25 protein-coding genes and 1 pseudogene are annotated in these 25,709 nt (G+C 64.9%); 17 read left to right on the top strand and 9 right to left on the bottom strand.

Annotation, left to right across the window (positions count from 1 at the left end; translation table 11 throughout):
* Positions 1-2: 2 nt before the first annotated feature.
* Complete coding sequence (locus QY049_RS06730; RefSeq protein WP_194476515.1) at positions 3-380, bottom strand: winged helix-turn-helix domain-containing protein; 378 nt, start codon at positions 378-380, stop codon at positions 3-5.
* A gap of 78 nt (positions 381-458) precedes the next feature.
* Entirely contained in the window at positions 459-1,541 is a 1,083-nt protein-coding gene (locus QY049_RS06725; protein WP_258762134.1) for a helix-turn-helix transcriptional regulator, read from the bottom strand.
* A 113-nt stretch (positions 1,542-1,654) separates the two neighbouring features.
* On the opposite strand from QY049_RS06725, the gene QY049_RS06720 reads away from it, so the two are divergent.
* Complete coding sequence (locus tag QY049_RS06720; protein WP_258766989.1) at positions 1,655-3,139, top strand: aldehyde dehydrogenase family protein; 1,485 nt, start codon at positions 1,655-1,657, stop codon at positions 3,137-3,139.
* A gap of 187 nt (positions 3,140-3,326) precedes the next feature.
* Complete coding sequence (locus tag QY049_RS06715; RefSeq protein ID WP_258762133.1) at positions 3,327-3,590, top strand: hypothetical protein; 264 nt, start codon at positions 3,327-3,329, stop codon at positions 3,588-3,590.
* Here the strand turns inward: QY049_RS06715 and QY049_RS06710 are convergent.
* From QY049_RS06710 to QY049_RS06700, 3 genes are read right to left on the bottom strand one after another with little or no spacing between them, the layout of a single operon-like run.
* Complete coding sequence (locus QY049_RS06710; protein ID WP_258762132.1) at positions 3,587-4,375, bottom strand: hypothetical protein; 789 nt, start codon at positions 4,373-4,375, stop codon at positions 3,587-3,589. The genes QY049_RS06715 and QY049_RS06710 overlap by 4 nt on opposite strands.
* A gap of 33 nt (positions 4,376-4,408) precedes the next feature.
* A complete protein-coding gene (locus tag QY049_RS06705) occupies positions 4,409-4,807 on the bottom strand; it encodes a hypothetical protein (RefSeq protein WP_258762131.1) in 399 nt (132 codons plus the stop codon).
* A gap of 60 nt (positions 4,808-4,867) precedes the next feature.
* Entirely contained in the window at positions 4,868-5,617 is a 750-nt protein-coding gene (locus tag QY049_RS06700) for a hypothetical protein (RefSeq protein ID WP_258766988.1), read from the bottom strand.
* 227 nt (positions 5,618-5,844) lie between these two features.
* Between QY049_RS06700 and QY049_RS06695 the strand changes: the two genes are divergently transcribed.
* Together QY049_RS06695 and QY049_RS06690 are read left to right on the top strand one after the other, a co-directional pair.
* Positions 5,845-6,504, top strand: coding sequence for a response regulator transcription factor (locus QY049_RS06695; RefSeq protein ID WP_258762130.1), 660 nt, complete (start codon positions 5,845-5,847; stop codon positions 6,502-6,504).
* A gap of 59 nt (positions 6,505-6,563) precedes the next feature.
* Positions 6,564-7,811 (top strand): ATP-binding protein, encoded by a 1,248-nt coding sequence (locus tag QY049_RS06690; RefSeq protein ID WP_258762129.1) that lies wholly within the window; start codon positions 6,564-6,566, stop codon positions 7,809-7,811.
* Positions 7,812-7,814: 3 nt separating this feature from the next.
* On the opposite strand, the gene QY049_RS06685 is transcribed toward QY049_RS06690, so the two are convergent.
* Positions 7,815-8,711, bottom strand: coding sequence for an alpha/beta fold hydrolase (locus tag QY049_RS06685; RefSeq protein ID WP_194476508.1), 897 nt, complete (start codon positions 8,709-8,711; stop codon positions 7,815-7,817).
* 182 nt (positions 8,712-8,893) lie between these two features.
* On the opposite strand from QY049_RS06685, the gene QY049_RS06680 reads away from it, so the two are divergent.
* The 3 genes from QY049_RS06680 to QY049_RS06670 are packed head-to-tail and all read left to right on the top strand — an operon-like array spanning position 8,894 to position 12,413.
* Positions 8,894-10,282 carry a class II 3-deoxy-7-phosphoheptulonate synthase gene (locus tag QY049_RS06680; protein ID WP_301269212.1) on the top strand — a complete coding sequence of 463 codons (1,389 nt, stop codon included), beginning with the start codon at positions 8,894-8,896 and terminating at the stop codon, positions 10,280-10,282.
* Positions 10,283-10,286: 4 nt separating this feature from the next.
* Positions 10,287-10,640 (top strand): diacylglycerol kinase, encoded by a 354-nt coding sequence (locus tag QY049_RS06675; protein ID WP_194476506.1) that lies wholly within the window; start codon positions 10,287-10,289, stop codon positions 10,638-10,640.
* Between the two features lie 15 nt (positions 10,641-10,655).
* On the top strand, positions 10,656-12,413 hold the full coding sequence (locus QY049_RS06670) for an NAD+ synthase (RefSeq protein ID WP_258762128.1): 1,758 nt from the start codon (positions 10,656-10,658) through the stop codon (positions 12,411-12,413).
* Positions 12,414-12,416: 3 nt separating this feature from the next.
* On the opposite strand, the gene QY049_RS06665 is transcribed toward QY049_RS06670, so the two are convergent.
* On the bottom strand, positions 12,417-13,592 hold the full coding sequence (locus QY049_RS06665; RefSeq protein ID WP_258762127.1) for a DUF2865 domain-containing protein: 1,176 nt from the start codon (positions 13,590-13,592) through the stop codon (positions 12,417-12,419).
* Between the two features lie 143 nt (positions 13,593-13,735).
* Positions 13,736-14,041, bottom strand: coding sequence for a hypothetical protein (locus tag QY049_RS06660; RefSeq protein WP_194476503.1), 306 nt, complete (start codon positions 14,039-14,041; stop codon positions 13,736-13,738).
* Between the two features lie 295 nt (positions 14,042-14,336).
* Here QY049_RS06660 and cysS point away from each other — a divergent pair, with 295 nt between their 5' ends.
* The 4 genes from cysS (at position 14,337) to QY049_RS06640 (ending at position 18,441) form a co-directional block, all read left to right on the top strand.
* The gene (gene cysS, locus QY049_RS06655; protein WP_258762126.1) at positions 14,337-15,719 is read left to right on the top strand and encodes a cysteine--tRNA ligase; all 1,383 of its coding nucleotides are present in this window, start codon (positions 14,337-14,339) and stop codon (positions 15,717-15,719) included.
* A 115-nt stretch (positions 15,720-15,834) separates the two neighbouring features.
* On the top strand, positions 15,835-16,326 hold the full coding sequence (locus QY049_RS06650; protein WP_194476501.1) for a GNAT family N-acetyltransferase: 492 nt from the start codon (positions 15,835-15,837) through the stop codon (positions 16,324-16,326).
* Positions 16,323-17,921 (top strand): citramalate synthase, encoded by a 1,599-nt coding sequence (cimA, locus tag QY049_RS06645; RefSeq protein WP_258762125.1) that lies wholly within the window; start codon positions 16,323-16,325, stop codon positions 17,919-17,921. The genes QY049_RS06650 and cimA overlap by 4 nt, the downstream gene beginning before the upstream one ends.
* A 142-nt stretch (positions 17,922-18,063) precedes the next feature.
* Entirely contained in the window at positions 18,064-18,441 is a 378-nt protein-coding gene (locus QY049_RS06640; RefSeq protein ID WP_258762124.1) for a VOC family protein, read from the top strand.
* Between the two features lie 61 nt (positions 18,442-18,502).
* Here the strand turns inward: QY049_RS06640 and QY049_RS06635 are convergent, their stop codons facing one another.
* Complete coding sequence (locus QY049_RS06635) at positions 18,503-19,108, bottom strand: TIGR00730 family Rossman fold protein (RefSeq protein WP_194476498.1); 606 nt, start codon at positions 19,106-19,108, stop codon at positions 18,503-18,505.
* Between the two features lie 201 nt (positions 19,109-19,309).
* Between QY049_RS06635 and QY049_RS06630 the strand changes: the two genes are divergently transcribed.
* From QY049_RS06630 to QY049_RS06605, 6 genes and pseudogenes are all read left to right on the top strand, one after another.
* Positions 19,310-21,265 carry an ABC transporter ATP-binding protein/permease gene (locus QY049_RS06630; protein ID WP_194476497.1) on the top strand — a complete coding sequence of 652 codons (1,956 nt, stop codon included), beginning with the start codon at positions 19,310-19,312 and terminating at the stop codon, positions 21,263-21,265.
* 57 nt (positions 21,266-21,322) lie between these two features.
* Positions 21,323-22,048 (top strand): annotated as a pseudogene (locus tag QY049_RS06625) (phosphatidylserine decarboxylase); the annotation flags it as partial.
* An 87-nt stretch (positions 22,049-22,135) separates the two neighbouring features.
* Positions 22,136-23,017, top strand: a complete 882-nt coding sequence (locus tag QY049_RS06620) for a phosphatidylcholine/phosphatidylserine synthase (RefSeq protein WP_194476495.1) — start codon at positions 22,136-22,138, stop codon at positions 23,015-23,017.
* Between the two features lie 122 nt (positions 23,018-23,139).
* Positions 23,140-23,859, top strand: coding sequence for an RraA family protein (locus tag QY049_RS06615; RefSeq protein ID WP_194476494.1), 720 nt, complete (start codon positions 23,140-23,142; stop codon positions 23,857-23,859).
* A 15-nt stretch (positions 23,860-23,874) separates the two neighbouring features.
* Positions 23,875-24,699: an SDR family NAD(P)-dependent oxidoreductase gene (locus QY049_RS06610; RefSeq protein WP_301269211.1), complete on the top strand. Its 825-nt coding sequence runs from the start codon at positions 23,875-23,877 to the stop codon at positions 24,697-24,699.
* 213 nt (positions 24,700-24,912) lie between these two features.
* Positions 24,913-25,686, top strand: a complete 774-nt coding sequence (locus QY049_RS06605; RefSeq protein ID WP_057759060.1) for a motility protein A — start codon at positions 24,913-24,915, stop codon at positions 25,684-25,686.
* Positions 25,687-25,709: the final 23 nt, after the last annotated feature.

The following is a 25,709-nucleotide window of genomic DNA, read 5'->3' as shown; positions in this document are numbered from 1 at the left end:
GGTCAAGAGGATTTACGGGAACGGGCGATGTCGCTCTTGAGCGCTGCCAGATCCTTGTGCACCGCGCGTGCGGCGTCACGCTCGATCTTGCGGTAGCGCTCAACGAGCTTCTCGCCGAACGGCGTCAGCATCGCGCCGCCTCCGTTCTTGCCGCCGGCCTGCGGCTCGACCGCGGGATGTCCGCAGATCCGGTTGATCTCGTCGACGAGATCCCAGGCGCGCTTGTACGACATGTCCATGGCGCGGCCGGCCGCCGAGATGGAGCCCTGCTCGCGGATCTGCTCCAGAAGCTCGATCTTGCCGGGCCCGATCCGGTCCTCGCCATCGAGGTCGATGCGAAGGCTGAGCTGGGGCAGGGATTTGGCGCTCGCGCGCGGCATGATGGGCTCTCTTGAATGACTCTCGACCGAGATTGCCATTCTTGCCCATCGCGAACAAGGTGAATGCGGCCCGCCGCATCACCGCACGGCGTGCATCTCCAGAAACGCCTTCACGCCGGTGACGTCGCCGGTGTCGGATGCGGTGTAGCCGGGCAGGGTGGCGATGGCCGCTCGAAAATCGTGACTGCGGATGATGTCGAGGATGCGCCGCATCGGCTCCGTTTCGAGAAAGGCGCGCTTGCAGACGAAGAAATAGTCCTCGGTGAGGATGCGGATGAAATCGAGGCCGAACTGGCGCGCCGCCGCCTCGACGCCGAAGCACGCATCGGCCATGCCGCTGGCGACATAGGCGGCGACCGCGGCATGGGTGAATTCGATCTGCTGGGCGCCGTTGATCTTGCTCTCGTCGATGCCATGCGCGTCGATGAGTTGATCGAACAGAAGCCGCGTACCGGAATCGTGATCGCGGTTGACGAAGCGGACGTTGGGCCGGGTGAGGTCATTGAGCGAGGCGATGCGCAGCGGATTGCCGCGCGCAACCATCAGGCCCATCTCGCGCGTGACAAAGCTGATGATGCGGTCCTCGCGCGGATCGAGCCATTCGCGCGCGGCCTTGATGCCCTGGGCGCGCAGCGTGCCGTGCGGCAGATGCAGGCCTGAGAGATCGCAGGCGCCCTGTGCCAGCGAGACCAGCGAATGCTGATTGCTGACATAGCGCAGGTCGACGCCGATGCCGGGCTCCCGGTCGAGGAATTCGCGCAGCTTGGCCACCGCAAAGCCGTGGCTGGCATGGACGCGGATCACGGAAGGGCGCTGTTCGAGAAACGGCTTGATCTCGCTTGCGAGCTCCTGCGCCAGATTCTCGAGCTGCGGCCCGAGCCGGGCCTGCATGCGCTCGCCGGCCCACACCAGCCGCTCGCCGAACGGCGTGAGTTTTGAGCCCTTGCCGCGCTGGGTCTCGACGAGAGGCGTGCCGAAGAACTCGGACCATTGCTCGATCAGATTCCAGACATGCCGGTAGGACAGGTGCGCGTCGCTGGCCGCGCTGGTGATCTTTCCCGTCTTTCGAATCTCGTTGAGCACGCCCAGCATGACGACCGCGGTGCGCGGGCTGCCTTCGTGGCGAAACCGCCAGACGGCCTCGATCTCGATCTGGAGCATCCGATATCCTTATGAACTTAACTTCATATATAAGGCGCTTAATTGCAAGCCATATCATATTTACTCCCACGAATAGGCGCCTATTCTGGCATACCAGATTGGGAGAAGATATGATGTCCGCTGCATATGACTTTGCGCATTCGCCGGCGACCGAATTCATGGCTCGGCCGCAGCATCTGCTGATCGACGGCCGCCGCGTCCCTGCGAGCTCGGGCCGCACCTTCAAATCGCTCAATCCTGCCACCGGCCAAGCCATCGCCACCATCGCCGAAGGCGGCGAGGCCGATGTCGAGCTTGCCGTAGCCGCCGCGCGCCGCGCCTTCGAAGGTCCGTGGCGCACGATGCGCGCGTCGGAGCGCGGCCGGATCCTGCTGCGCTGGGCGGATCTGTTGAGAGTGCACGCCGACGAGATCATAGAGCTCGAGTCGATCGACGCCGGCAAGCCTGTGACCGCGACGATGCGCCAGGACTTTCCGGCTGCTTTGGACACGCTGACCTATTACGCCGGCTGGGCCGACAAGATCAGCGGTGACGTCGTGCCGGTGCGTGACGATGCCCTGACCTACACCATGCGCGAGCCGGTCGGCGTGGTCGCGGCGATCGTGCCGTGGAATTTCCCGCTGATGATCGGCATGTGGAAGCTTGCGCCGGCGCTCGCCTGCGGCTGCACCATCGTGATGAAGCCGGCCGAATTGACCTCACTGTCGGCGCTGCGCATCGCCGAGCTCGCCCTTGAAGCAGGTTTGCCGAAAGGAGTCTTCAACGTCGTGACAGGACCCGGCCGTGTCGTCGGCGACGCGCTGGTTAATCACCCTGACGTGGACAAGGTCACCTTCACCGGCTCGCCCGGCGTCGGCCGCGGAATCATGAAGGGCGCGGCCAGCAACTTCAAGCGCGTCTCGCTCGAGCTCGGCGGCAAATCGGCCAACGTGATTTTTCACGACGCCGACCTCGAAGCAGCCAGCAAGGCAGCCGCCTCCGGCATCTTCTTCAATGCGGGCCAGGTCTGCTCGGCGGGCTCGCGCGTGCTGGTGCAGGAGAGCGCCTATGACGAGGTCGTCGAGCGGCTCGCTGCGCGCGCAAGGTCGATCAAGATCGGCGATCCGCTCGACCGCAAGACCGCGCTCGGCCCCGTGATCTCCGAGAAGCAGATGAGGTCGATCCTCGACTATGTCGAGATCGGCCAGAAGGAAGGCGCGAGGCTCGTCACCGGCGGCGCGCGGGTCGGCGAGCGCGGCTACTTCATCAGCCCGACGGTGTTCGCCGATGTCGCGCACGAGATGCGGATCTCGCAGGAGGAGATCTTCGGCCCCGTCGTCAGCGTCATCAAGTTCAAGGACGAGGCCGATGCTCTACGGATCGCCAACGGCACGGCCTACAGCCTCGCCGCCGGCGTCTGGAGCCGCGACATCGGCAAGCTCCAGCGCTTCGCCAAGCGGGCGCGCGCCGGCACCGTCTGGATGAACACCTATGGCTATACCGACGTGCGGCTGCCCTGGGGCGGCGAGCGCGACTCCGGCCTCGGCCGCGAGCACGGCACCGCCGCGCTCGACAATTTCACCGAGCCCAAGGCCGTCTGGATGAACTTGGCCGTCTGACACCTCCCGAGCGGCCAACCCTGGAGCCTGCCTGACCCACCGGTCAGGCAGGCTCTCTTTTTCCAGATCGATAGAATTGTCTGCAATCCGCTCAGTGGCGGCAAACCCTGCGGACAAGAAGGCGGCCGCCTTAAACCTCGGCTTTGGAACCGACGTGCATCCTCACGCAAAAGAGTGGGGCATCAACATGTCGGTTCTCAAGGAGGTCGTCGTGGCGGTCGCGGGAGTCTACGCGCTCCTGTTCGCCTGCGACGCATTGTTCGGGGTCGGCGAGGCGCGCTTCGACGAGTCCTACTACAGCGCCAGCTTCTACGCGCCGAAGCAGCAGGAATTCCGTTTCGCCAGCGACACACCGCCGGCGACCCGCGTCAGCGACGCCTTCGCGCAGTTCTCCGCGGCTGAAGCAAAACCGAACAAGCGCTACTCGTCGCTGACGACGATCATCCGCTAAGCGCGCTCGGCTGCATGGCCGCCGGGATGCTGTCCTGCGCGTTGCGGGACGAGCAGAAGGCAGGCCACCATGAACGCCGCGATCACGATCGAGGCCAGCGGCCGGCTGAGTGCCAGCCCGCCGTGATCGTGCGGCTTGTCGAGGAAGTCGCCAACGGTCGCGCCCAGCGGACGTGTCAGGATGAACGCCGCCCAGAACAGCGTGACGCGTGAGATTCGGGTCCAGAAATACAGCGCCGCGATGACGGCAAGCGCGGCCGCAAAGATCAGCGCGCCGCCGCGATAACCCATGTCGCCGGTGTCGGCGATCCAGTCGCCGAGCGCGGTGCCCAGCGTCTGCGAGAAGGTGATCGCTCCCCAATAGAAGGCTTCGACCCGCGGCGTGCTGACGCTGTTGACCGAGATCGTGCCTTCGGCGCGATACCAGAGGCCGAGCACCAGCACGAGGCAGGTGAGCAGCAGCGTCGAGCCGCCGGTGTAGCCGATGCCGAGCGAGCGGTCGGCCAAGTCGGCCATCGTGGTCCCGAAGGTGGTCGAGGCCACGATGGTCGCCCAATACAGCGCGGGATGAAATCTTTGCGCGCGGATTTGCGCGGTAACGAGGACGATCATCGCCGCCAGGAACAGGCATGTGCCCGCGAGGTAACCCCAGTTCAGTGTCATCGTGACGGTGTCGCCGCCGGTCTCGCCCAGCGTCGTGGCGGCGATCTTGATGATCCAGAAGCCGAGGGTGACTTCGGGGACCTTGCTCTCGCTGAGGAGGCTGCTCTTCGTAGTGTCTTCCATGGTGTCCTCTATGTTGCGCGCTGCGCGGAGATCTCAGGTCTTGGTAACGCTGTCCATGATCGAGAGCATGTCAGTGATGGCCTGCTTGCATTTCGCGGCATCCGGGGTGCCGGCACGCAACGCTTCGAGCGCGCGGTCGATCGCCTTGTCGATGATGTGCCAGTCGGCGGCCGCTCGCGGCTTCAACCCCGCCTCGGCTTCGTCCCATCTGGTTTCGAGGTCCTTGATCCTTGCCTTCGCGCCGGCAAGGTCGCCCTTGTCGATCAGCCCTGCGACGTCGACTACGATGCTGCGGAACGGAGCGAGGTCGCCGAGCTGCGCGGTCGCCGCCTCCGCGAGCGGCACGAAGGTGAAATGCTGGCTCGCATGCATGCTCGGCTCGCCGACGAAAGCTATCACGAGGCAAACGGCAATGGCGCGGATGAGTTTCATTTGGTCTCTCCTGGTGTCGCTCCTGCGCTCGTGCAGGATGCGCTGAGGTTGGGATTGGAGTTATTGGGCCGGATCCGTGCGGTACGTGCCGCGATGTTCGAACGTCACCCGAGCGACGAGGCCGACGATGACGGTCAGGAAGACGATGCTGGTCAGGACCGTGCCGAGACCGATGCCGCCATACTCGCGCGACTGCGAGAGCAGATCGCCGAGCTCGGCACCGAGCGGGCGGGTGAGGATGTAGGCGAGCCAGAAGGTGAGGACCGGGTTGCCTCCGACATGGTAGGAGATCGCAATCGCTGCGATCAGCGCACCGAAGGCGACCACGCCGAGTTGGAAGCCGAGGCCGAGCGCTTCCGTGGCGAGATCGCCGGCAGCCGTGCCCAGCGCGAAGGTGAACAGGATCGCGGTCCAGTAGAACAACTCGCGCCGCGTCGTGACGATGCTGTGGATCGACAGCGTGCGCTCGACGCCGAACCAGATCGCGAAGGTTGCGGCGAGTGCGCAGGCGAACGCGGCGGTGCTGATGTAGAGGCTGATCTCGAGCTTGTCGGTAAGGAGGTCCGTGAGCTGCGTGCCCACGATGCTGACGAGGACGACGGTGAGCCAATATATCCAGGGCACGTAGGCGCGACGGCTCAATTGCATGAGGAGGACGGCAACCAGCAAGCCAGTCATGCACATTGCAGTCCTGCTGGCGCCCAGCCCAACATGCACCGCAAGATAGTCGGCGCCGGTCTCTCCCACGGTCGTGGAGAGGATCTTGATGGCCCAGAAGATCGCGCTGACCTCCGGAACCTTGTTCAGCATCTGTTTTGTACCGAAGCCTGAATCTTGCGACACGCCTATCCCTCCCGAAGCCGAAGCGATGTCGGACCGTCGCGCCCTGGACTTAGGTCCGACTTAGGGACAAGAAATTTCCTGATAGCGCAGCCTTCGCCGCAATTTGGGCCGGCTGGCGTCGGCTAAGTCAGTGCTAAGTCGTGATGGACAGGATGAGACGGCCGGAACGTCCGGCGGAGCTTGAGGACCGATTTTTGCGGGTTCTGTTGATCGAGGACGACAAGATGGTGGGCGCAGCCGTCGAGCAGGCGCTGAGGGATGCTGCTTACGCCGTCGACTGGGTCAGGGATGCCGCGACAGCGCTGCTCGCGGCGGAAAACGAAAACTACGAGGTGCTGCTGCTCGACCTTGGCCTGCCGAATGCGGATGGCCGTGACATTCTGCGGCGGTTGCGCGCGGACGGCCGCAAGCTTCCCATCATCGTTGTGACTGCGCGCGACGCAATCGACGACAGGATCGAGGGGCTCGATCTCGGTGCCGACGACTACCTCGTCAAGCCCTTCGAGATCCGCGAATTGCTGGCGCGGATGCGTGCCGTCACACGCCGCGAAGCCGGCGGCGCGCCGGCGCTGCTCGGCAATGGGACGCTGCGGTTGGACCCCGCAAGCCGCGAGGCATCTTACCTGACGAAATCGGCGGTGCTGACGGCGCGCGAATTCGCGCTGCTTCAGGCGCTGCTGGCGCGACCCGGCGCAATTCTGTCGCGCGGCGAGCTGGAGCGACAGCTCTACGGGTGGAACGAGGAGGTCGCGAGCAACGCGATCGAGTTTCTGATCCACGCGGTACGAAAGAAACTGGGTGTGGATGCGATCCGAAACGTGCGCGGCGTCGGCTGGATGGTGGACCGCCCATGATAAGGTCCTTGCGGGGCCGTCTCTTTGCCGGCGTCACCACGATCATTCTCCTGACAGGAATGATCGGCGGACTGCTCGGCTATCACTGGGCTTTCAGCGAGGCCATCGAGATGCAGGACTCCGTCCTCATCCAGATCGCAGGATTGGTGCAAGGTGGCAGCCTCACCGGCGGCCGGGCGCTGCATGGGGTGGATCTGGATGCAGAGGTCTGGTTGATTGATCAGGCCACTGCCCCGCAGGCGTCCGAGGACGACGCGAGGCTCTGGAGCCTCAAGGATGGTCTTGCCCTGGCGGTGCGAAACGGACAGCCGATCCGCGTGCTGCTGCGGACCCGCGCCGACGGCGCGCGGTTCGCGGTGGCACAGCGTACCTCCGTGCGCGACGAGATCGCCAGCGACATGGCGTTCCGCACCGTGCTGCCGATTGCGGCGCTCATTCCCTGCCTGTTGCTGGTCACGGCCATCGTCATTGCGCGCTCCCTGCGGCCGATGGTGCATCTTGCTGGCGATCTTGACGGACGGCGCGCCGACGACATGACGCTGCTGCCGACCGCGCAGATGCCGAGCGAGTTGCATCCTTTCATCGCGTCGATCAACGGATTGTTGCAGCGGATGCGCCTCTTGATGGACCAGCAACGCCGCTTCGTGGCTGAGGCCGCACATGAGCTGCGCACGCCAATCACGGCGCTGAGCCTGCAGGCGGAAAATCTCGCGGCCGTTGATCTGCCTTCCAGCGCCCGCGATCGCGTGGGGTCGCTTCGGCAGGGGATTGGCCGAACCAGGCATCTGCTCGAACAGCTGCTTGCGCTCGCGAGACAGGATGCGGGACAGGCCGATGCCGTGGCGATGCCTGTCGTGAGGCTGGACGACGTTGCCAAGGAGGTCGTTGCTGGACTGTTGCCCGAGGCGGCCAGTCGGGGCATCGACCTCGGTTTTGTGCTTGTCGAGCCGGCGGTTGTCCGCAGCGAAGCTGTGATGCCTGCCGCCCTATTGCGCAACCTCCTCGACAACGCACTTCGCTTCACGTCGCAGGGCGGGCGGATCGATGCATGGGTTTATCGCGATGGCGACGCGGCGATCCTGCAGATCGAGGACAGCGGGCCCGGGGTTGCGCCCGAGGAGATCGGTCGGATCTTTGAGCCGTTCTTCCGCGGCCAGCATCAGGAAGGCGATGGCGTCGGACTTGGCCTGTCGATCGTCAAGCGGATCGTCGATCGGCTCGGTGGCTCGGTCGAGGTTGCGAACATGACCGAGGGCGGGCGGACCGGACTGCGTGTTCTGGTCAAGCTGCCAGCGGCCACCGCCTGACTGTCATTCCCCCTGGATCCATTCCGCCATGCCGCGCCACAGCGTGTCGCGATGCTCGGGGCGGAAGAAGCCGAAATGGCCGATCGCCTTGGCGCCGACCTCGGACGGCTTCACGGTCAGCACCTCCGGCTTGATCGCAGTGAAGCCCGATGTCAGCAACTCGACTGCGGGCCGTGTTGCCCAGGGATCGTCGGAGAAGCAGAGCGCGCGCAGCGCGCCCTTGAATTTCGCGAAATTCTCCAGCGCCGGCAGTTTGGAATCGAACAGATAGCGCGGGCTGGAGACCCACTCGGCCCATTGCAGGAAGACGCCCTTGGGCAGGTCCTCGCCGATCCCGGCCCAGCCCGGCGCGTAGCCGAGTGCGTGGGTGAGCGGCACGCCGACAAAATTCATGAAGGCGAAGACGCGGTATTTTTCCGGCGACGTCATCAGCCGCCAGGTCGCGGCCTGCGATGCCACGAACGCGGCGCGCGAAATCTCGCTGTTGTTCTCGATCAGCCCGAGCGCCTGGCCGCCGTAGGAGTGGCCGACATAGGCGAGCGGCAGGGTGTTGTAGCGCTCGCGCATCCAGCGCACCGCGGCGGTGACGTCCCGCGCAGCCCAGTCCGACATCGAGGCCTTGAAGCCGACCAGCGACTTCGGCTGGTTGTAGCCGACCATCGCCGGCCGCCGGGAGTCCCCGATGCCGCGATAATCGTAGGTCATCACCGCGCAGCCGCGATGGGCGAGGTAGGAGGCAAAGCCCTTGTAGATCTTGCGCGGGACGGCAGTCGCCGAGTTGATCAGGATGGCATGCCGCTTGGCGCCGCGCGGCAGGAACAGGGTGCCGGTCAGCGCATACCCGTCGGTCGCCGGGAAGCTGATCTCGTCGATGAAAACGTCGTCCAGTGGCGCGTCCATGGGTGGAAGCTGTCTTGCCGGTTTCCTCTACCACCCCTAGCAAATGCGAATTCGGCTTTGCCCGCAAGGGTTTGCATTGCGAAACGGATTTACAACTGGCGATGTCGCGCCAGCCTGTGTATAAGGCGGCCCTCGCAACCCACAGATCAGGTTGCACTTTTTTGCTTCACGGAGAGATTGCGATGTCCGAGCGGTGGACGCCCGAGTCCTGGCGCAGCAAGCCGGTGCTACAGGTGCCCGAATATCCCGACGCCAAGGCTTTGGCCGACGTCGAGGCGCAGCTTGCAACCTTTCCGCCGCTGGTGTTCGCCGGCGAGGCGCGCAATCTGAAGAAGGCGCTGGCCCGCGTTGCGGCCGGTGACGCCTTCCTGCTCCAGGGCGGCGATTGCGCCGAGAGCTTTGCCGAGCACGGCGCCAACAACATCCGCGACTTTTTCCGCGTGCTGCTGCAGATGGCGGTGGTGCTGACCTATGCCGGCGCGGTGCCGGTGGTGAAGGTCGGCCGCATCGCCGGCCAGTTTGCCAAGCCGCGGTCGTCGCCGACCGAGAAGGTCAATGGCGTCGAGCTGCCGAGCTATCGCGGCGACATCGTCAACGACATCGCCTTCACCAAGGAAGCGCGCGTGCCGGACCCGCAGCGGCAGCTGATGGCCTATCGCCAGTCGGCCGCGACGCTGAATCTGCTCCGCGCCTTTGCGACCGGCGGCTTCGCCAATCTCGGCAGCGTGCATCAATGGATGCTCGGCTTCCTGAAGGATAGCCCGCAGTCCCGCCGCTACAAGGAACTGGCTGACCGCATCTCCGACGCGCTCAACTTCATGCGCGCCTGCGGCCTCGATCTGGAGAGCCATCCGGAGCTGCGCGCCACCGATTTCTACACCAGCCATGAAGCGCTGCTGCTCGGCTACGAGCAGGCCATGACCCGCGTCGATTCCACCACCGGCGACTGGTACGCGACTTCGGGCCACATGATCTGGATCGGCGACCGCACCCGCCAGCTCGATCACGGCCATGTCGAATATTTCCGCGGCATCAAGAATCCGATCGGGCTCAAATGCGGCCCGTCGCTCAAGCCCGACGGGCTGTTGAAGCTGATCGACATTCTCAACCCCGAGAACGAGCCGGGCCGGCTGACGCTGATCAACCGCTTCGGCTCCGACAAGGTCGCCGATCATCTGCCCGGCCTGATCCGCGCGGTGAAGCGCGAGGGCAGGGTGGTGGTCTGGTCGTGCGATCCGATGCACGGCAACACCATTACCTCGACCACCGGCTACAAGACGCGGCCGTTCGACCGCGTGCTTTCGGAGGTGAAGTCGTTCTTCACGATCCATGCCGCCGAAGGCACTCATGCCGGCGGCGTGCATCTGGAAATGACCGGCCAGGACGTCACCGAGTGCATCGGCGGCGCCCGCGCCATCACGGACGAGGATCTCAACGACCGCTACCACACGGTCTGCGATCCCCGCCTCAACGCCGAGCAATCCATCGACATGGCGTTCCTGATCGCGGAGCTGCTCAAGCAGGAACGCGTCGGCAAAACCAAGCCGATGCCGTTCGCAGCGGGGCTCTAGGACCTTGCTGCGCATCTGGAAGGCCACGATCAATTCCCGTAACGGTCTGGCCTTTGCGTTCCGCTCGGAGCAGGCCGTCCGCGAGGAGATCTTTGCGCTGATCCTGTCGCTGCCGGTGGCGTGGTTCGTCGCGGCCACCGCGACGCGCGCGGTCGAGCTGGTTTGTGCGGTCGCCTTCGTGCTGGTGGTCGAGTTGCTCAACACCGCGATCGAGAAGCTCGCCGACCGCCTGACGATGGATCACGACAAGCAGATCGGCCGGGTCAAGGACATGGGCTCGGCCGCGGTCGGCGTTGCGCTGCTGATGGCCGGCGCGTTCTGGATCATCGCCGTCATCGAGCGATTGGGATTCCTCTAGCTGGACGAGGCGGCCATGACCGAACGTCTCAACGCATTCGCGGTCACGCTCGCCCAGCTCAATCCGACCATGGGCGACATCGCGGGCAATGCCGCGAAGGTTCGGCTCGCCCGCGCGCGCGCCATCGCCGATGGCGCCGATCTCGTGCTGTTTCCGGAATTGTTCATCGCCGGCTATCCGCCGGAGGATCTGGTGCAGAAGCCGGCCTTCCAGACCGCCTGCCGCGCGGCAATCGAAGCGCTGGCGCGCGAGACTGCCGACGGCGGTCCGGCGTTGCTGGTCGGCACGCCCTGGGTCGAAGACGGCAAGCTCTACAATGCCTGCGCGCTGCTCGACGGCGGGCGCATCGCCGCTCTGCGCTTCAAATGCAACCTGCCGAATTATGGCGTATTCGACGAGAAGCGACTGTTCGCGCGCGGCCCCGCCGCAGGTCCCATCACCGTGCGCGGCGTGCGGATCGGCGTGCCGATCTGCGAGGATATCTGGCTGGAAGAGTCCGAGGACTACGAGAACGTGGTGGAGACGCTGGCCGAGACCGGCGCCGAGATCATCCTGGTGCCGAACGGCTCGCCCTATGCCCGCGACAAGAACGATGCGCGCCTGTCGGTGGCTGTCGCGCGGGTCACCGAGAGCGGCCTGCCGCTGGTCTATCTCAACCAGGTTTGCGGCCAGGACGAGCTCGTCTTCGACGGCGCCTCGTTCGCGCTCAACGGCGATCTCTCGCTCGCCGCGCAACTGCCGGCGTTCGAAGAGAGCATCACCACGCTGCGCTTCACGAGGAACGGCGGGGATTGGCGCTGCACCGGTCCGATTGCCGAGCAGCCGGAGGGCGACAAGGCCGACTATGCCGCCTGCGTGCTGGGTCTGCGCGACTACGTCGCCAAAAACGGCTTTCCCGGTGTGCTGCTCGGCATCTCAGGCGGCATCGACTCTGCGCTGTGCGCGGCGATCGCGGTCGACGCGCTTGGTGCCGACCAGGTGCACGGCGTCATGCTGCCTTATCGCTACACGGCAGCACACTCGATTGCGGATGCCGGCGAGCTCGCCGGCCATCTCGGCATCCGCTACGAAGTACTGCCGATCGCTGAAGCCGTGAGCGGCTTCGAGACCATCCTGTCCGGCCTCTTCAAGAACCTGCCGCCCGACATCACCGAGGAGAACCTTCAGGCCCGCACCCGCGGCACGCTGCTGATGGCGATCTCCAACAAGATCGGGCTGATGGTGGTGACCACAGGCAACAAGTCGGAAATGTCGGTGGGCTATGCCACGCTCTATGGCGACATGAACGGCGGCTTCAATCCGATCAAGGACATCTACAAGACGCAGGTGTTCCGGCTCGCAAGCTTGCGCAATTCGTGGAAGCCCGACGGTGCATTGGGACCCGCGGGCGAAGTGATCCCGCCCGACATCATCACGCGTCCGCCGACGGCGGAGCTGCGCGAAAATCAGAGCGATCAGGATTCACTGCCGCCCTACGACGTGCTCGATGCGATCCTGGAACGTCTGGTCGAACGCGAGGAGCCGCTCGACCAGATCATCGAAGCAGGCTTCGATCGCGAGACGGTGACCCGCATCGACCATCTGCTTAATGTCGCCGAATACAAGCGCCGCCAGGCCGCGCCCGGCGTGAAGGTGACGCGCAAGAATTTCGGCCGCGACCGCCGCTATCCCATCACCAATCGCTTTCGCGATCGGGGCGAGAAGCTGCCCGCACCCGACGAGACGCTGGTGTCGCGCGGCAGCAAGGCGTCGATCGACGCGTTCGAGGGGTGAGCCTTACTTCTGCTGCGGCAGGAAGATCGGGCCGACCGAGCGGATCGGCTTGTTGTCCGACGTGGTCATGGTGCTCGCATCTGCAGGCGGCGTGGCGGCGGGTGCGGCCGCGGTCGCCGGCACGGGAGCTGCGCCCTTCTTGGTCGGCGCGCCCTTGGTGAGCTGCCGCTGCTGCATCTTCTTGGCGCTTTCCTCGGTGACGATGATGTCACCCTGCTGCTCGGCAGCCGCCTTGTCGTCGGCCGATTTCAGCGCGTCGGCCCAGCTCTGGCCTGCCGCCTTGCAGGAGCAGGACGGGTTGAACTCGCTGCGGAATTTGAAGGCGGTCGGCAGCGACGTGTAGGGCTGGCCGCTGATGGAAACCGCGGAGTTCATGTCCTCGCCGGGATTGCGGTGGGCGTAGAGCACCGCTTCGGCCGCCGGGCAGAGGGCCTTGCAGGTCTTTTCGTCGTCGGCGAAACGCGCCGGCACGGTCGCAAACGAGATCGGGAAATAGGCGCCGTCGCAGGTGCGCACGCACACGGTGCGATAGGTGCCGGATTGCGGGCCGAGATCGGACGGCGGGACGGGCTGCGGATTGTTCGGGTTGTTGCCGCCGCCGAACAGATTGCTCAGGAAGTTGCCGCCGCCTTGAGACTGCGCGGCGTTGGCGTATTGCGGACCGCAATTGTTCTGTGCGAGCGCAACCAGCACGGAGCGACGCTGGCTGTCCCGTTCAGGGCTGCCGGCACCGGGTCCGCTGCGCAGGCGTTCGAGATTGCCGGTGATCTGATCCAGATTGGCGCGCATTTGCTGGATCTGGGTGTTGACCGGACTGCATTGCGCCGACTGGCCGTTGAACAGCGAGAAGAAGCCAGTGGATTCGCAGCCCATGCGCTTGGCCTGCATGGAGACACGATCGAGCTCGGCCTGCTGGCGGCTCTGGGAATCCTGGTAGCGACGGATCTGCTCGTCGCGCGCGGGGTCGCTGCTGCCGCCGCGGTCGAGCGCGGCGAGCTGGCCTTCCAGCCGCACGCACATCGGGTTCGATCCGAGCCCGCCCTGGGCGGGCGGAGGCGGTGCACCGGGCGGGCCGGCCTGCGCAAAAGCGTCAGTGGCGAGCACGACGCTGAGAAGCACGGTGCAAGCGAGGAGGGCGCGGGGACGGGACAGAGACAAAAATTCAGGCATATCCGCCATTCTAGCGAGGTCACGGCCCCGAGTGACTTTTCAATAGGATCTGGGGGGCCGAAGCGCGCCCTCCAATAGCCGCTTCCTGCGGCAGCGTCACGTCGTTTCAGGGGCCGTAAACGGGTCCTAAGGTCCGCCAGTTCCGAGAGAATTCAGCGCTGGCAGGTGATTGCGACATATTCGTCGCAATGGCCATGGGAGCAGTTTGCGCCGGATTTGGGGACAGAGCCGGTAATTTCGTCGGGATCGACCCGGCGGTAGGCCGATGCCTGTGCAAAGTCTCGTGACTGGCAATAGGTCCGGGCGACCTGCGCGCCGCATTTCTCGCCCTTGGCCAGGCACTGGTCGACGCCATAGCCGCCGGCCTGGTTGGCGACGATGAAGACGCGGGTCTCGGCCAAGGCGCTGGAGGCCGCAAGGATGGAGGCGCAAGACACGAGCGCGAGCAAGGATCGCATGAAAACACCTTGGGGGCAAAAAGCAGGAACCGCCAGTTCCAGAATGCGCTCAAATGGTTAAGGATGATGAACCATCAAGGCGGACGGCGGCCGTTTGCGGACATAAAGCGGCATTTTCGCGGCTCTCTTGACGCCAAGGCCCTTCGTGGCCCATATGTCGCCGCATGAACGGTCTCCTCGCCATCTGCATTATTTGCCGCGAGATTACGAGCTAGCGATTCGCTGGCTGGAGCCGTCTTTTCTCAAAACACATTGAGAGCACTGGACGCCCGGCCAACAGCCGACAGGTGTCCTTATGGAATTGCGCCTTTACGATACGTTGAGCCGGGACAAGCGCACCTTTGTGCCGCTCGATGCGAACAACGTCCGCATGTATGTCTGCGGACCGACCGTCTATGACTTCGCCCATATCGGCAATGCGCGGCCGGTGATCGTGTTCGACGTGCTGTTTCGGCTGCTCCGCCACCTCTATGGCGCGGCCCACGTCAAATATGTCCGCAACATCACCGACGTCGACGACAAGATCAACGACCGCGCAGCGCGGGATTTTCCGGGCCTGCCGCTGAACGAGGCGATCCGCAAGGTCACCGAGCAGACCGGCAGGCAGTTTCACGCCGACGTCGATGCGCTCGGTGCGCTGCGGCCGAGCGTCGAGCCGCGTGCGACCGAGCATATCGGCGAGATGCGTGAGATCATCGAAAGGCTCGTCAAAGGTGGCTTTGCCTATGTCGCCGAGGACCACGTGCTGTTCTCGCCGCAGGCGATGAACGAGGCCAACGACGGACTCCCGCGCTACGGCGCGCTATCGAACCGTTCTCTAGACGAGATGGTCGCCGGTGCTCGCGTCGATGTCGCGCCCTACAAGAAGGGCAATACCGACTTCGTGCTGTGGAAACCGTCCAAGCCCGGCGAGCCGTCCTGGCCGTCGCCATCAGGCATCGAGGCCGAGGGGCGTCCGGGCTGGCACATCGAGTGCTCGGCCATGGCCTGGAAGCATCTCGGCGAACAGTTCGACATCCATGGCGGCGGCATCGATCTCGTGTTTCCGCATCACGAGAACGAGGTGGCGCAGACCTGCTGCGCCTTCCACCGGCAGCGCATGGCGAACTACTGGATGCACAACGGCTTCCTGCAGGTCGAGAGCGAGAAGATGTCGAAGTCGCTCGGCAACTTCATCACCATCCACGAGCTGCTCGCGGACTGGCCGGGTGAGGCCCTGCGCCTCAACATGCTGAAGACGCATTACACCTCGCCGATCGACTGGACCATGAAGTCGCTGGAGGAGAGCGCCAGGACTCTCGACGAATGGTATCGGGTCGCCGCCGACGTCGAAGCCGGCAAGCCGGCTGCGTCCGTGGTCGAAGCGCTGCTCGACGACCTCAACACGCCGCAGGCGATCGCGGCGCTGCACAGCCTGCGTGGCGGCGACGTACCGGCCCTTGCGGGCTCGTTGCGGCTGCTCGGCTTCCTGTCCGAGAGCGCGGCGCAATGGGAAGGGCGCAAGCAGCAGGCGAGCGGCATCGACGGCAAGAAGGTCGAGAGCCTGATCGCGGAGCGGACGGCCGCGCGGGCGCGCAAGGATTTCAAGGAATCCGACCGCATTCGCGATCAACTCGCCGCGATGGGCGTCGCGATCAAGGACTCCAAGGACGGCACGACCTGGGAGGTCGCGCGATGACACGACCTGATACGCCGTTTCCGCGGCACTGGCTCTATTACATCGCGCTGAAGATCCTGTTGCTCGGCGCCGCGGTGGCGATCGTGCTGAAACTCTATGGTTTGTGGTGAAGACGATGGCACAAGCGCATCCCAAGCCCGGCCTGCGGCCGTTCCTGCCTGATGACGTTCCGATGCTGGCCGCGATCTTCGCCGCCAGCATCCAGGAGCTGACCGGCGACGATTACAGCGAGGCGCAGCAGGAAGCCTGGATGGAGGCGGCCGAGACCGCGGAGTTCGGCAAGCGGCTGGCCGCCGACCTGACCTTGATCGCGACGCTCGAAGGTTCGCCCGTCGGCTTCGCTTCGCTGCGCGGCGCCGATCACATCCGGATGCTCTATGTGCATCCGGCCGTCGGCCGGCAGGGCATCGCGACCATGCTGGTCGACGCGCTGGAGAAGCTCGCGGGCGGTCGTGGCGCTGCGGCGCTCACAGTCGACGCCAGCGACACCGCGCAGAATTTCTTCGCCAAGCGCGGCTACACGGCCCAGCAGCGCAACAGCGTCACCATGAATGACGAATGGCTCGCCAACACCACCATGAAGAAGACGCTCGGAGCAGCGCAATGAGCAAGGAGCGCCTCTATCTGTTCGACACCACGCTGCGCGACGGCGCGCAGACCAACGGTGTCGACTTCACGCTGACCGACAAGCAGGTCATCGCAGGCATGCTCGACGATCTCGGCATCGACTACGTCGAGGGCGGCTATCCCGGCGCCAATCCGCTCGACACGGAGTTCTTCGGCAGCAAGCCGAAGCTCAATCATGCGCGCTTTACGGCTTTCGGCATGACGCGGCGGGCAGGGCGCTCGGTCTCCAACGATCCCGGCGTCGCCGGCTTGCTGGAGGCGAAGGCGGACGCAATCTGCTTCGTCGCGAAGTCCTCGGCCTATCAGGTGCGCGTCGCGCTGGAGACGACGAAGGAAGAAAACCTCGCCTCGATCCGTGACAGCGTCGCGGCGGCGAAGGCCGCCGGCCGTGAGGTCATGCTCGACTGCGAACATTTCTTCGACGGTTACAAGGAAGATGCCAGTTTTGCGCTCGCCTGCGCCAAGGCGGCCTATGAGGCCGGCGCGCGCTGGGTGGTCTTGTGTGACACCAATGGCGGCACCATGCCGAACGAAGTCGAGGCCATCGTCACCGAGGTAACCAAGCACATCCCCGGCGACCATGTCGGCATCCACGCCCATAACGACACCGAGCAGGCGGTAGCGAACTCGCTCGCGGCGGTGCGCGCCGGCGCCCGGCAGATCCAGGGCACCTTGAACGGTCTCGGCGAGCGTTGCGGCAACGCCAATCTCTGTTCGCTGATCCCGACCTTGAAATTGAAGAAGGAGTTCTCGGACGCCTTCGAGATATCAGTTACGGCGGAGAAGATGGCGACCCTCGTCAAGGTCTCGCGCACGCTCGACGACATGCTCAACCGGGTGCCGAACCGGCATGCGGCCTATGTCGGCGAGAGCGCCTTCGTCACCAAGACTGGCATTCACGCCTCCGCCGTGATGAAGGACCCCCAGACCTACGAGCACGTGCTGCCGGAGACGGTCGGCAATCACCGCAAGGTGCTGGTATCGGACCAAGCCGGACGCTCCAACGTCATCGCCGAGCTCGATCGCGCCGGTATTGCCTACGAGAAGAGCGATCCCAAGCTGACGCGGCTCGTCGAGGAATTGAAGGAGCGCGAGGCGCAGGGCTACGCCTACGAATCCGCCAACGCCTCGTTCGACCTGCTGGCGCGCCGCACGCTCGGCAAGGTCCCGCATTATTTCGAGGTCGAGCAGTTCGACGTCAATGTCGAGCAGCGCTACAACGCGCTCGGCGAGCGCGTCACCGTGGCGCTGGCCGTCGTCAAGGTCGACGTCGCCGGCGAGCACCTGATCTCGGCGGCCGAAGGCAATGGACCCGTCAACGCGCTCGACGTCGCGCTCCGCAAGGACCTCGGCAAGTACCAGAAGTACATCGAGGGCCTGACGCTGATCGACTACCGCGTCCGCATCCTCAACGGCGGCACCGGCGCGGTCACGCGCGTGCTGATCGAGAGCGAAGACGAGAACGGCGATCGCTGGACCACGGTCGGCGTGTCCCCGAACATCATCGACGCCTCGTTCCAGGCGCTGATGGATTCGGTGATCTACAAGCTCGTGAAATCGGGCGCGCCAGCGTAGGCAGCCACGACGACTGTCATACCCCGCGAAAGCGGGGTATCCAGTACGCTGCGGCTTCACGGTTGCTCTTGGGCGTCTCGGAATACTGGATCGCCCGGTCGAGCCGGGCGATGACAGTGGAGAGTGAGGAGAGGGCAGGGCGATGATCGACCACATCTCCGTCGGCGTCAGCGATCTCGAACGCGCCGCGAAATTCTACGAGGCCACGCTCGCCGCGCTCGGCCTCGCGCGCCTCGTGACGCGGCCGCGCACGGTCGGCTTCGGCAAGACCTATCCGGAATTCTGGATCAACCTGCGGGAGGCGATGCCGCGCGTAGCACCGGAGAGCGGCGTGCACATCTGCCTGCGGGCGAAGACGACAGGCGAAGTCGATGCGTTTCATGCCGCTGCGCTTGCGACCGGCGGCGCATCCGACGGTGCGCCGGGGATCCGCCCGCATGACCGCGTGCGCTACTACGCGGCCTTCGTGACCGATCCTGACGGCAACCGGATCGAGGCGGTAACGTTTCCGCAGGAGTAGCGCATGATCCGGAAAAGTGTGCGGCGGTTTTCCGAAAGGATCATGCGCAAACAAGAAACTCTTACAGCTTGCGCGCGACGTCCGGGGAGAGCTGCTTTTCTTCGTCGGCGATCTGGGCCACGGCGGATTTCAGCTTCGGCAGGATATCCTCGACGCGATCGGCCTTGAGGATATCGACCGACAGGCCGGCGCGGATGAACTCGGTCTGGCGCATGTGCGACAGCAGCGAGAACAGCGGCTCCCAGAAATTGTCGAAATTGGCGAGCAGCACCGGCTTGGCGTGACGGCCGAGCTGCTTCCAGGTCAGTTGCTCGACCAGCTCCTCCAGCGTGCCGACGCCGCCCGGCAATGCCACGAAGGCGTCGGAGCGCTCGAACATCAGCCGCTTGCGCTCGTGCATGTCGGGGGTGACGATCATCTCCTGCACCCGGGTCAGCGCGTTCTCGCGCTTGCGCAGGAATTCGGGAATGATGCCGGTGACGGTGCCGCCGTGATCCAGCACGGAGGTGGCGACCGAGCCCATCAGGCCCAGCGAGCCGCCGCCATAGACCAGGCGGATGTTGTTCTCGGCGAGCGCCTTGCCGAACGCCTTGGCGCCTTCGGTGAATTGGGGATTGGTTCCGGGGCCGGAGCCGCAATAGACACAGACGGTTTTGATCGTGCTCATTGGTGCCATGATGCATTGCAGCGAAGGGGCGTCAAGCCCCTCAGGTGATTCGGACTACCCGGAAATCTACCGGTAAATGGCGACAAACAATCGAAGATTCGCCATCTGGCGGGGTGCGCTTCGGCCCGGAAGCTTCTATATGACGAGCGAAATTCGCAAATCGCACCGCGCCCGCATCCGGCGGGCCTTTCAGGTTTCTTGATGAGCCCACCTCGTTCGCCAGACGTTCCCGAAGTGCCCGAGGCTGCCGGCGGACCGCTGGAACGGGCCACCCTGATGGGCACGCTGGCGCATCTGTGGCCCTATATCTGGCCGGGCGACCGCTTCGACCTGAAGATGCGGGTGGTGTGGTCGATGGTGCTGCTGCTCGCCGCCAAGCTGATCACGCTGACGGTACCGTTCAGCTTCAAATGGGCAACGGATGCGCTGACCGGCGCCAACACCGCGCCGGTGCAGGCCGGCAACTGGCACCTCTGGGTGGTCGCGTCGCCGCTGCTCCTGACCGCCAGCTACGGCGTCATGCGCATCGTCATGGCGGTGCTGACACAATGGCGCGACGGCATTTTCGCCCGCGTCGCCATGCATGCCGTGCGCAAGCTCGCCACCATCACCTTCGTCCACATGCACGAGCTGTCTCTGCGCTTTCACCTGGAGCGCAAGACCGGCGGCCTGACGCGCGTGCTCGAGCGCGGCCGCGAAGGCATCGAGGTCATCGTGCGCATGGTGATCCTCCAGTTGATCCCGACGATCGTCGAGGTCTCGCTGCTGATGGCCGTGCTGCTCTGGCAGTTCGACTGGCGCTACGTGGTCGCGACCCTGATCACGGTCACGGTCTATATGTACTACACTTATATCGCGACCGAGTGGCGGATCGGCATCCGCCGCAAGATGAACGATTCCGACACCGAGGCGAACACCAAGGCGATCGACTCGCTGCTCAATTACGAGACCGTCAAATATTTCAGCGCCGAGGCCCGCGAGGCGCAGCGCTACGACAAATCGGTCGCGCGCTACGAGGAAGCGAGCATCAATACCTACACCTCGCTCGCGGTGCTCAACACCGGGCAGGCCGTGATCTTCACGCTGGGCCTGACCGCGACCATGCTGATGTGCGCGATCGGCGTGCGCAATGGTACCAACACGGTCGGCGATTTCGTGCTGGTCAATGCCATGATGATCCAGCTCTACCAGCCCCTGAATTTCATGGGCATGGTCTATCGCGAGATCAAGCAGGCCATCATCGACATCGAGAAGATGTTCAACGTGATCGGCCGCGAGGCCGAGATCAAGGATGTCCCGAATGCTCAGCCGCTGGCCGTCTCTGCCGGCACAGTGCGTTTCGAGGACGTGCGCTTTGCGTATGAGCCGACGCGGCCAATTCTGAAAGGTATCAGCTTCGAGGTGCCGGCCGGCAAGACGGTGGCGATCGTCGGCCCGTCGGGCGCCGGCAAGTCGACCATCTCGCGCCTTCTGTTCCGCCTCTACGACGTCTCGGGTGGCAAGATCCTGATCGACGGCCAGGACATCCGCGAGGTCACGCAAGGCTCCTTGCGCGCCTCCATCGGCATGGTGCCGCAGGACACGGTGCTGTTCAACGACACCATCCGCTACAACATCCGCTACGGCCGCTGGGACGCGACCGACGCGGAAGTCGAGGAGGCCGCGAGTCTCGCGCAGATCGACCATTTCATCCGCATGGCGCCGATGGGCTACGAGACCCAGGTCGGCGAGCGCGGCCTGAAACTGTCGGGCGGCGAGAAGCAGCGCGTCGCGATCGCACGCACCGTCTTGAAGGCTCCACCGATCCTGGTGCTCGATGAGGCGACCTCGGCGCTCGATACCCACACCGAGCACGAGATCCAGGGCGCGCTCGACCGCGTGGCGAAGAACCGCACCTCCCTCGTCATCGCGCACCGGCTCTCGACCATCGTCGGCGCCGACGAGATCATCGTGCTCGACCAGGGCCGCATCGCCGAACGCGGCACCCATGCCAGCCTGCTGGCGCAGGGTGGTCTTTATGCCAGCATGTGGAACAGGCAGCGCGAGGCCGAGGCGGCGCGGGAGAAGCTGGCCCGGATGGCCGACAGCAGCGAGGCGCCCAACCGGGAGCCGCCGCCGGTCGCGGACGTCCTCACGGCGCAGGCGGCCGCGGAGTGAGCTTGTCTCCGGTCCCAACTCTGGCCTAAACAACCCCGGTGCGCGAGACGACCCGCGCCATCAACCCCTGAGCGGCAGATAGCGATGTCCATTCTCGATTCGATCCAGCGTCAGATTCCGCCGATCCACAAGGAGGGCTATCCCTTCATCGGCGGCTTTGCGCTGGCAAGCCTCGTCCTGTTCTGGCTGTGGTCGCCGCTGGGCTGGATCGGCACGATCCTCACCGTCTGGTGTACACTGTTTTTCCGCGATCCGGTGCGCGTGACGCCGCAGCGCGACGGCCTTGTGGTGTCGCCCGCAGACGGTCGCGTCTCGATGATCACCATGGCGCTGCCGCCGGCCGAGCTTGGGCTCGGCGACCGGCCGCTGCCGCGCATCTCGGTGTTCATGAGCGTGTTCAACTGCCATGTGAACCGCGCTCCCGTCGCGGGCAGGGTGGATCGCATTGCCTATCGGCCCGGCCTGTTCATCAATGCCGAGCTCGACAAGGCGAGCGAGGACAATGAGCGCAACTCGCTCGTCATCTCGACGCCGCAGGGCCGCATCGGCGTGATCCAGATCGCGGGCCTCGTCGCCAAGCGTATCGTCTGCTTCGTCAAGGAGGGGCAGGCGGTCGGCGCCGGCGAGCGGTTCGGCCTGATCCGCTTCGGCTCGAGGCTCGACGTTTATCTGCCCGTCGGCACCAAGGCACTGGTCTCGGAAGGGCAGACCGCAATCGCGGGCGAGACCATCCTGGCCGACCTCACCGGAGATGACCCCAGTCGCACCTACCGCGCCAATTAACCAGGAAGCCGGTGTCGGGGGCCTTCCGACGCGATGGCGGAGGGGAAGGCGACTTGCTATATCTCGTCTACAGGTGAGGACGAGCCTATGACGCCCTACGACTACAGAGATCCCGACCTTCGCCGCCGACGGTTCCGCCCGATCCCGGTGCGGATGCTGGTGCCCAACGTCATCACGCTGCTGGCGATCTGCGCCGGCCTGACCTCGATCCGGCTGTCGATCGAAGGGCGAATGTCGCTCGCCGTCTACGCCATCGTGTTCGCCGCCGCGCTCGACGGCATCGACGGCCGCGTCGCGCGCATGATCAAGGGCCAGTCGAAGTTCGGCGCCGAACTCGACAGCCTCGCCGACTTCGTCAATTTCGGCGTCGCGCCCGGCCTGATGCTGTACTTCTGGCAGCTGCACGAGCTCGGCAATGCCGGCTGGATCGCCGCGATGGTGTTTGCGATCTCCGGTGGCCTGCGGCTCGCGCGCTTCAACGCGACCATGGACGATCCGAACAAGCCCGCCTTCGCCGCCAATTTCTTCACCGGCGTGCCGGCGCCGGCCGGTGCCATCACCGTGCTGCTGCCGATCTACGTCGCGTTCCTCGAGCTCGGTCGCGCGCCCGCGGCTTTGACCGCCGCCTATACGTTGCTGATCGCCTTCCTGATGGTCTCGCGGTTGCCGGTGTTCTCCGGCAAGACCAAGCGTATGCGCGTGCCACCCGAGCTGGTGCTGCCGGCGTTCGTCGCTGTCATCGTCTTCATCGCGCTCTTGATCGCCTATCCCTGGCATGTGCTCTCGGCCGGCACGGTGCTCTATCTCCTCTGCCTGCCGCTCGGCTACAAATCCTACCGCGACCAGGCGCGCGCGACGGAAGCCGCGGCCCCTGCGGCCGGCGAGGTCTCGTCGCCGCCGTCGGCACCGACGATGGCAAGCCTGTCCGAGCCGCCTCACGACGATGACCGGCCCGGACGGTTACACTGAGCGATCGCACGCGGATATCTGCCATGAGAGCGCCTGAGTTGGGTTGAGGCCCGATCTCGGCTATATCGCCCAGTGCCGGCGGCACCGCGCCAACAGCGGCCGCCAATCTGGGAGAGAACGCCGTGACCAATTCCGCGACCGGGCCGCTGCCTGCTTCCGTCCTCGAAGCACTGGGCCGCTATGATACGCCGACGATCTGCAACGCCATGGAGATCGTGGCGCCTGAGCGCCGGCTGATCGGCTACACCACCAAGCAGCTGGTCTGCCCGTTCCCGGATCTGCCGCCCATCGTCGGCTACGCCCGCACCGTCGCGATCCGTTCGGTGCTGAAGTCCTCGTTGCCGGCCGAAGAGCAGTCGAAACGCCGCATCGAATACTACGAATATGTCGGCACCGGCTTTGGGCCGCGCATCTCGGTGATCCAGGACATCGATGGCCCTGATGTCGGCTACGGCGCGTTCTGGGGCGAAGTGCAGAGCAACGTGCACAAGGCACTCGGCTGCCTCGGCGTCATCACCGACGGCTCGATCCGCGACATCCCGCAATGGGCCCCTGGCTTCCAGGCGCTGGCCGGCTCGATCGGCCCGTCGCATGCATGGGTGCATGCCGAGAGCTTTGGCGGCGAGGTGCGCGTTGCCGGCATGACCGTGAAATCGGACGATCTGATCCATGCTGACCAGCATGGCGCGATCGTGATCCCGCTCGACGTCGCCGCGAAACTCCCCGAGGCCGCCGAGCTCTGTGGCCGCCGCGAGACGCCGATCCTGGAGATCGCGCGCAGCCCCGACTTCTCGCTGGAGAAGCTCAAGGCCGCGCTGAAGCGCTCCGCGGAGATTCACTGAGCGCGGAGTGACGCCATGGACATGCGCGGCAAGACGGTGCTGATCACGGGTTCGACCGATGGTGTCGGGCGCTATGTCGCGGGCCGCCTTGCCGCCGAGGGCGCTGATGTCCTGATCCATGGCCGGAGTGCCGAGCGCGCAAAGGCGCTGATCGACGAGATCGTGAGGGCCGGCCATGCTGCGCCGACCTTCTATCAGGCCGATCTATCGTCGATGGCCGGCACGCGCGAGCTCGCCGCGGCCGTGATACGCGATCACAAGCGTCTCGATATCTTCGTCAGCAATGCCGGCATTGGCTCGCAGAGCGACGGGCCGCAACGCCAGGAGAGCTGCGACGGTTACGAGCTGCGCTTTGCCGTGAACTATCTTTCGGGCTTCCTGCTCGCGCGTCTGTTGCTGCCGTTGCTGAAGGCCGCCGCGCCTTCGCGCATCGTCAATGTCGCTTCGCTCGGCCAGCATCCGGTCGATTTCGACGATGTCATGATCGCCAAGGGCTATAGCGGGTCGCGTGCCTACGCGCAGAGCAAGCTGTCGCAGATCATGTTCACGATCGATCTCGCAGAGGAATTGAAGGGCACCGGCATCACCGTGAACGCGCTGCATCCGGCGACCTACATGAACACGACCATGGTCCGTGCCGGTGGCATCACGCCGATCTCGACGGTGGAGCAGGGCGGCGCCGCGATCCTGCATCTGGTCGAAGGCGACGACGTCGCCGGCAAGAGCGGCGTGTTCTTCAACGGCATGAACGAAGCCCGCGCCAATCCGCAGGCCTATGATGCCGACGCGCGCAGGCGCCTGCGCGTGCTCAGCCTGGAGCTGACGGGATTATCGTCCTGACGCGCCGCAATTATGGTTAGCAAAGTGTTGAGATTCATGTCGCGTAACGGCAAAGCCGCCGTCCTTCCGTTGCGTTGCGCCGCTCGGTCGCGTCGAATGAACTTAACCTTTACGCGGCTTTAAGGGCGGCGCTCTAGGGTTTCCGACGCGGCTCGGGGTTGGGCCGTGCCAACGGCCAGGACGGCCGTTGTTGCGTTCGCGTTGGAGTCTCCCATGGATATCATGACGGGCGTTGGCCTTGTGGTGGGCTTTGGCGTCATCGCCACCATGATGCTCTTGGGCGGCGATCTTCACATGTTCATCTCCGAACATGCGATGATCATCATCTTCGGCGGATCGACGGCGGCAACGATGATCCGCTTCCCGCTGTCTGCGCTTATGCACGGTCTGCCGCTCGGCGCCAAATTCGCCTTCACCATGAGCCGGCTGTCGGCCCACGACCTGGTCGACGAACTCGCCCGTATCGCCGAGATCGCCCGCAAGCAGGGACCGGTCGGCCTCGAAAAGGTCGAGACCGACGAGCCGTTCCTCGCCAAGGGCATCCGCTATGTTGCCGACGGCTACGACCTCGACTTCATCCGCGACAATCTCGAGCGCGACCGCGACAACTTCCTGATGCACCTCGACGAGGGCAGCAAGATCTACCGCGCCATCGGCGATTGCGCCCCGGCATTCGGCATGATCGGCACCCTGATCGGCATGGTGCAGATGTTCGCGAACATGACCGACCCGTCCAAGCTCGGCCCGTTCATGGCGACTGCACTGCTCGCGACGCTGTACGGCGCGCTCGTGGCGAACCTGTTCTGTCTGCCGATCGCGGACAAGCTGCACGGCAAGCTGCTCGACGAGGAAACCAACCGCACGCTCATCATCGACGGCATCCTCATGATCCGCGACTCCAAGAGCCCGACGCTCGTGCGCGAAATGCTGCTGGCCTATCTGCCGGAGAAGCACCGCCATGCCGAGGGCGAGCCGGTGCCGGCCTAACGCCGCCCGGTCCGGATATTGAG

The organism is Bradyrhizobium sp. WYCCWR 13022 (genome assembly GCF_030435535.1).
In the GTDB taxonomy this organism is placed as follows: domain Bacteria; phylum Pseudomonadota; class Alphaproteobacteria; order Rhizobiales; family Xanthobacteraceae; genus Bradyrhizobium.
This window is presented reverse-complemented; position numbering and strand designations above follow the sequence as displayed.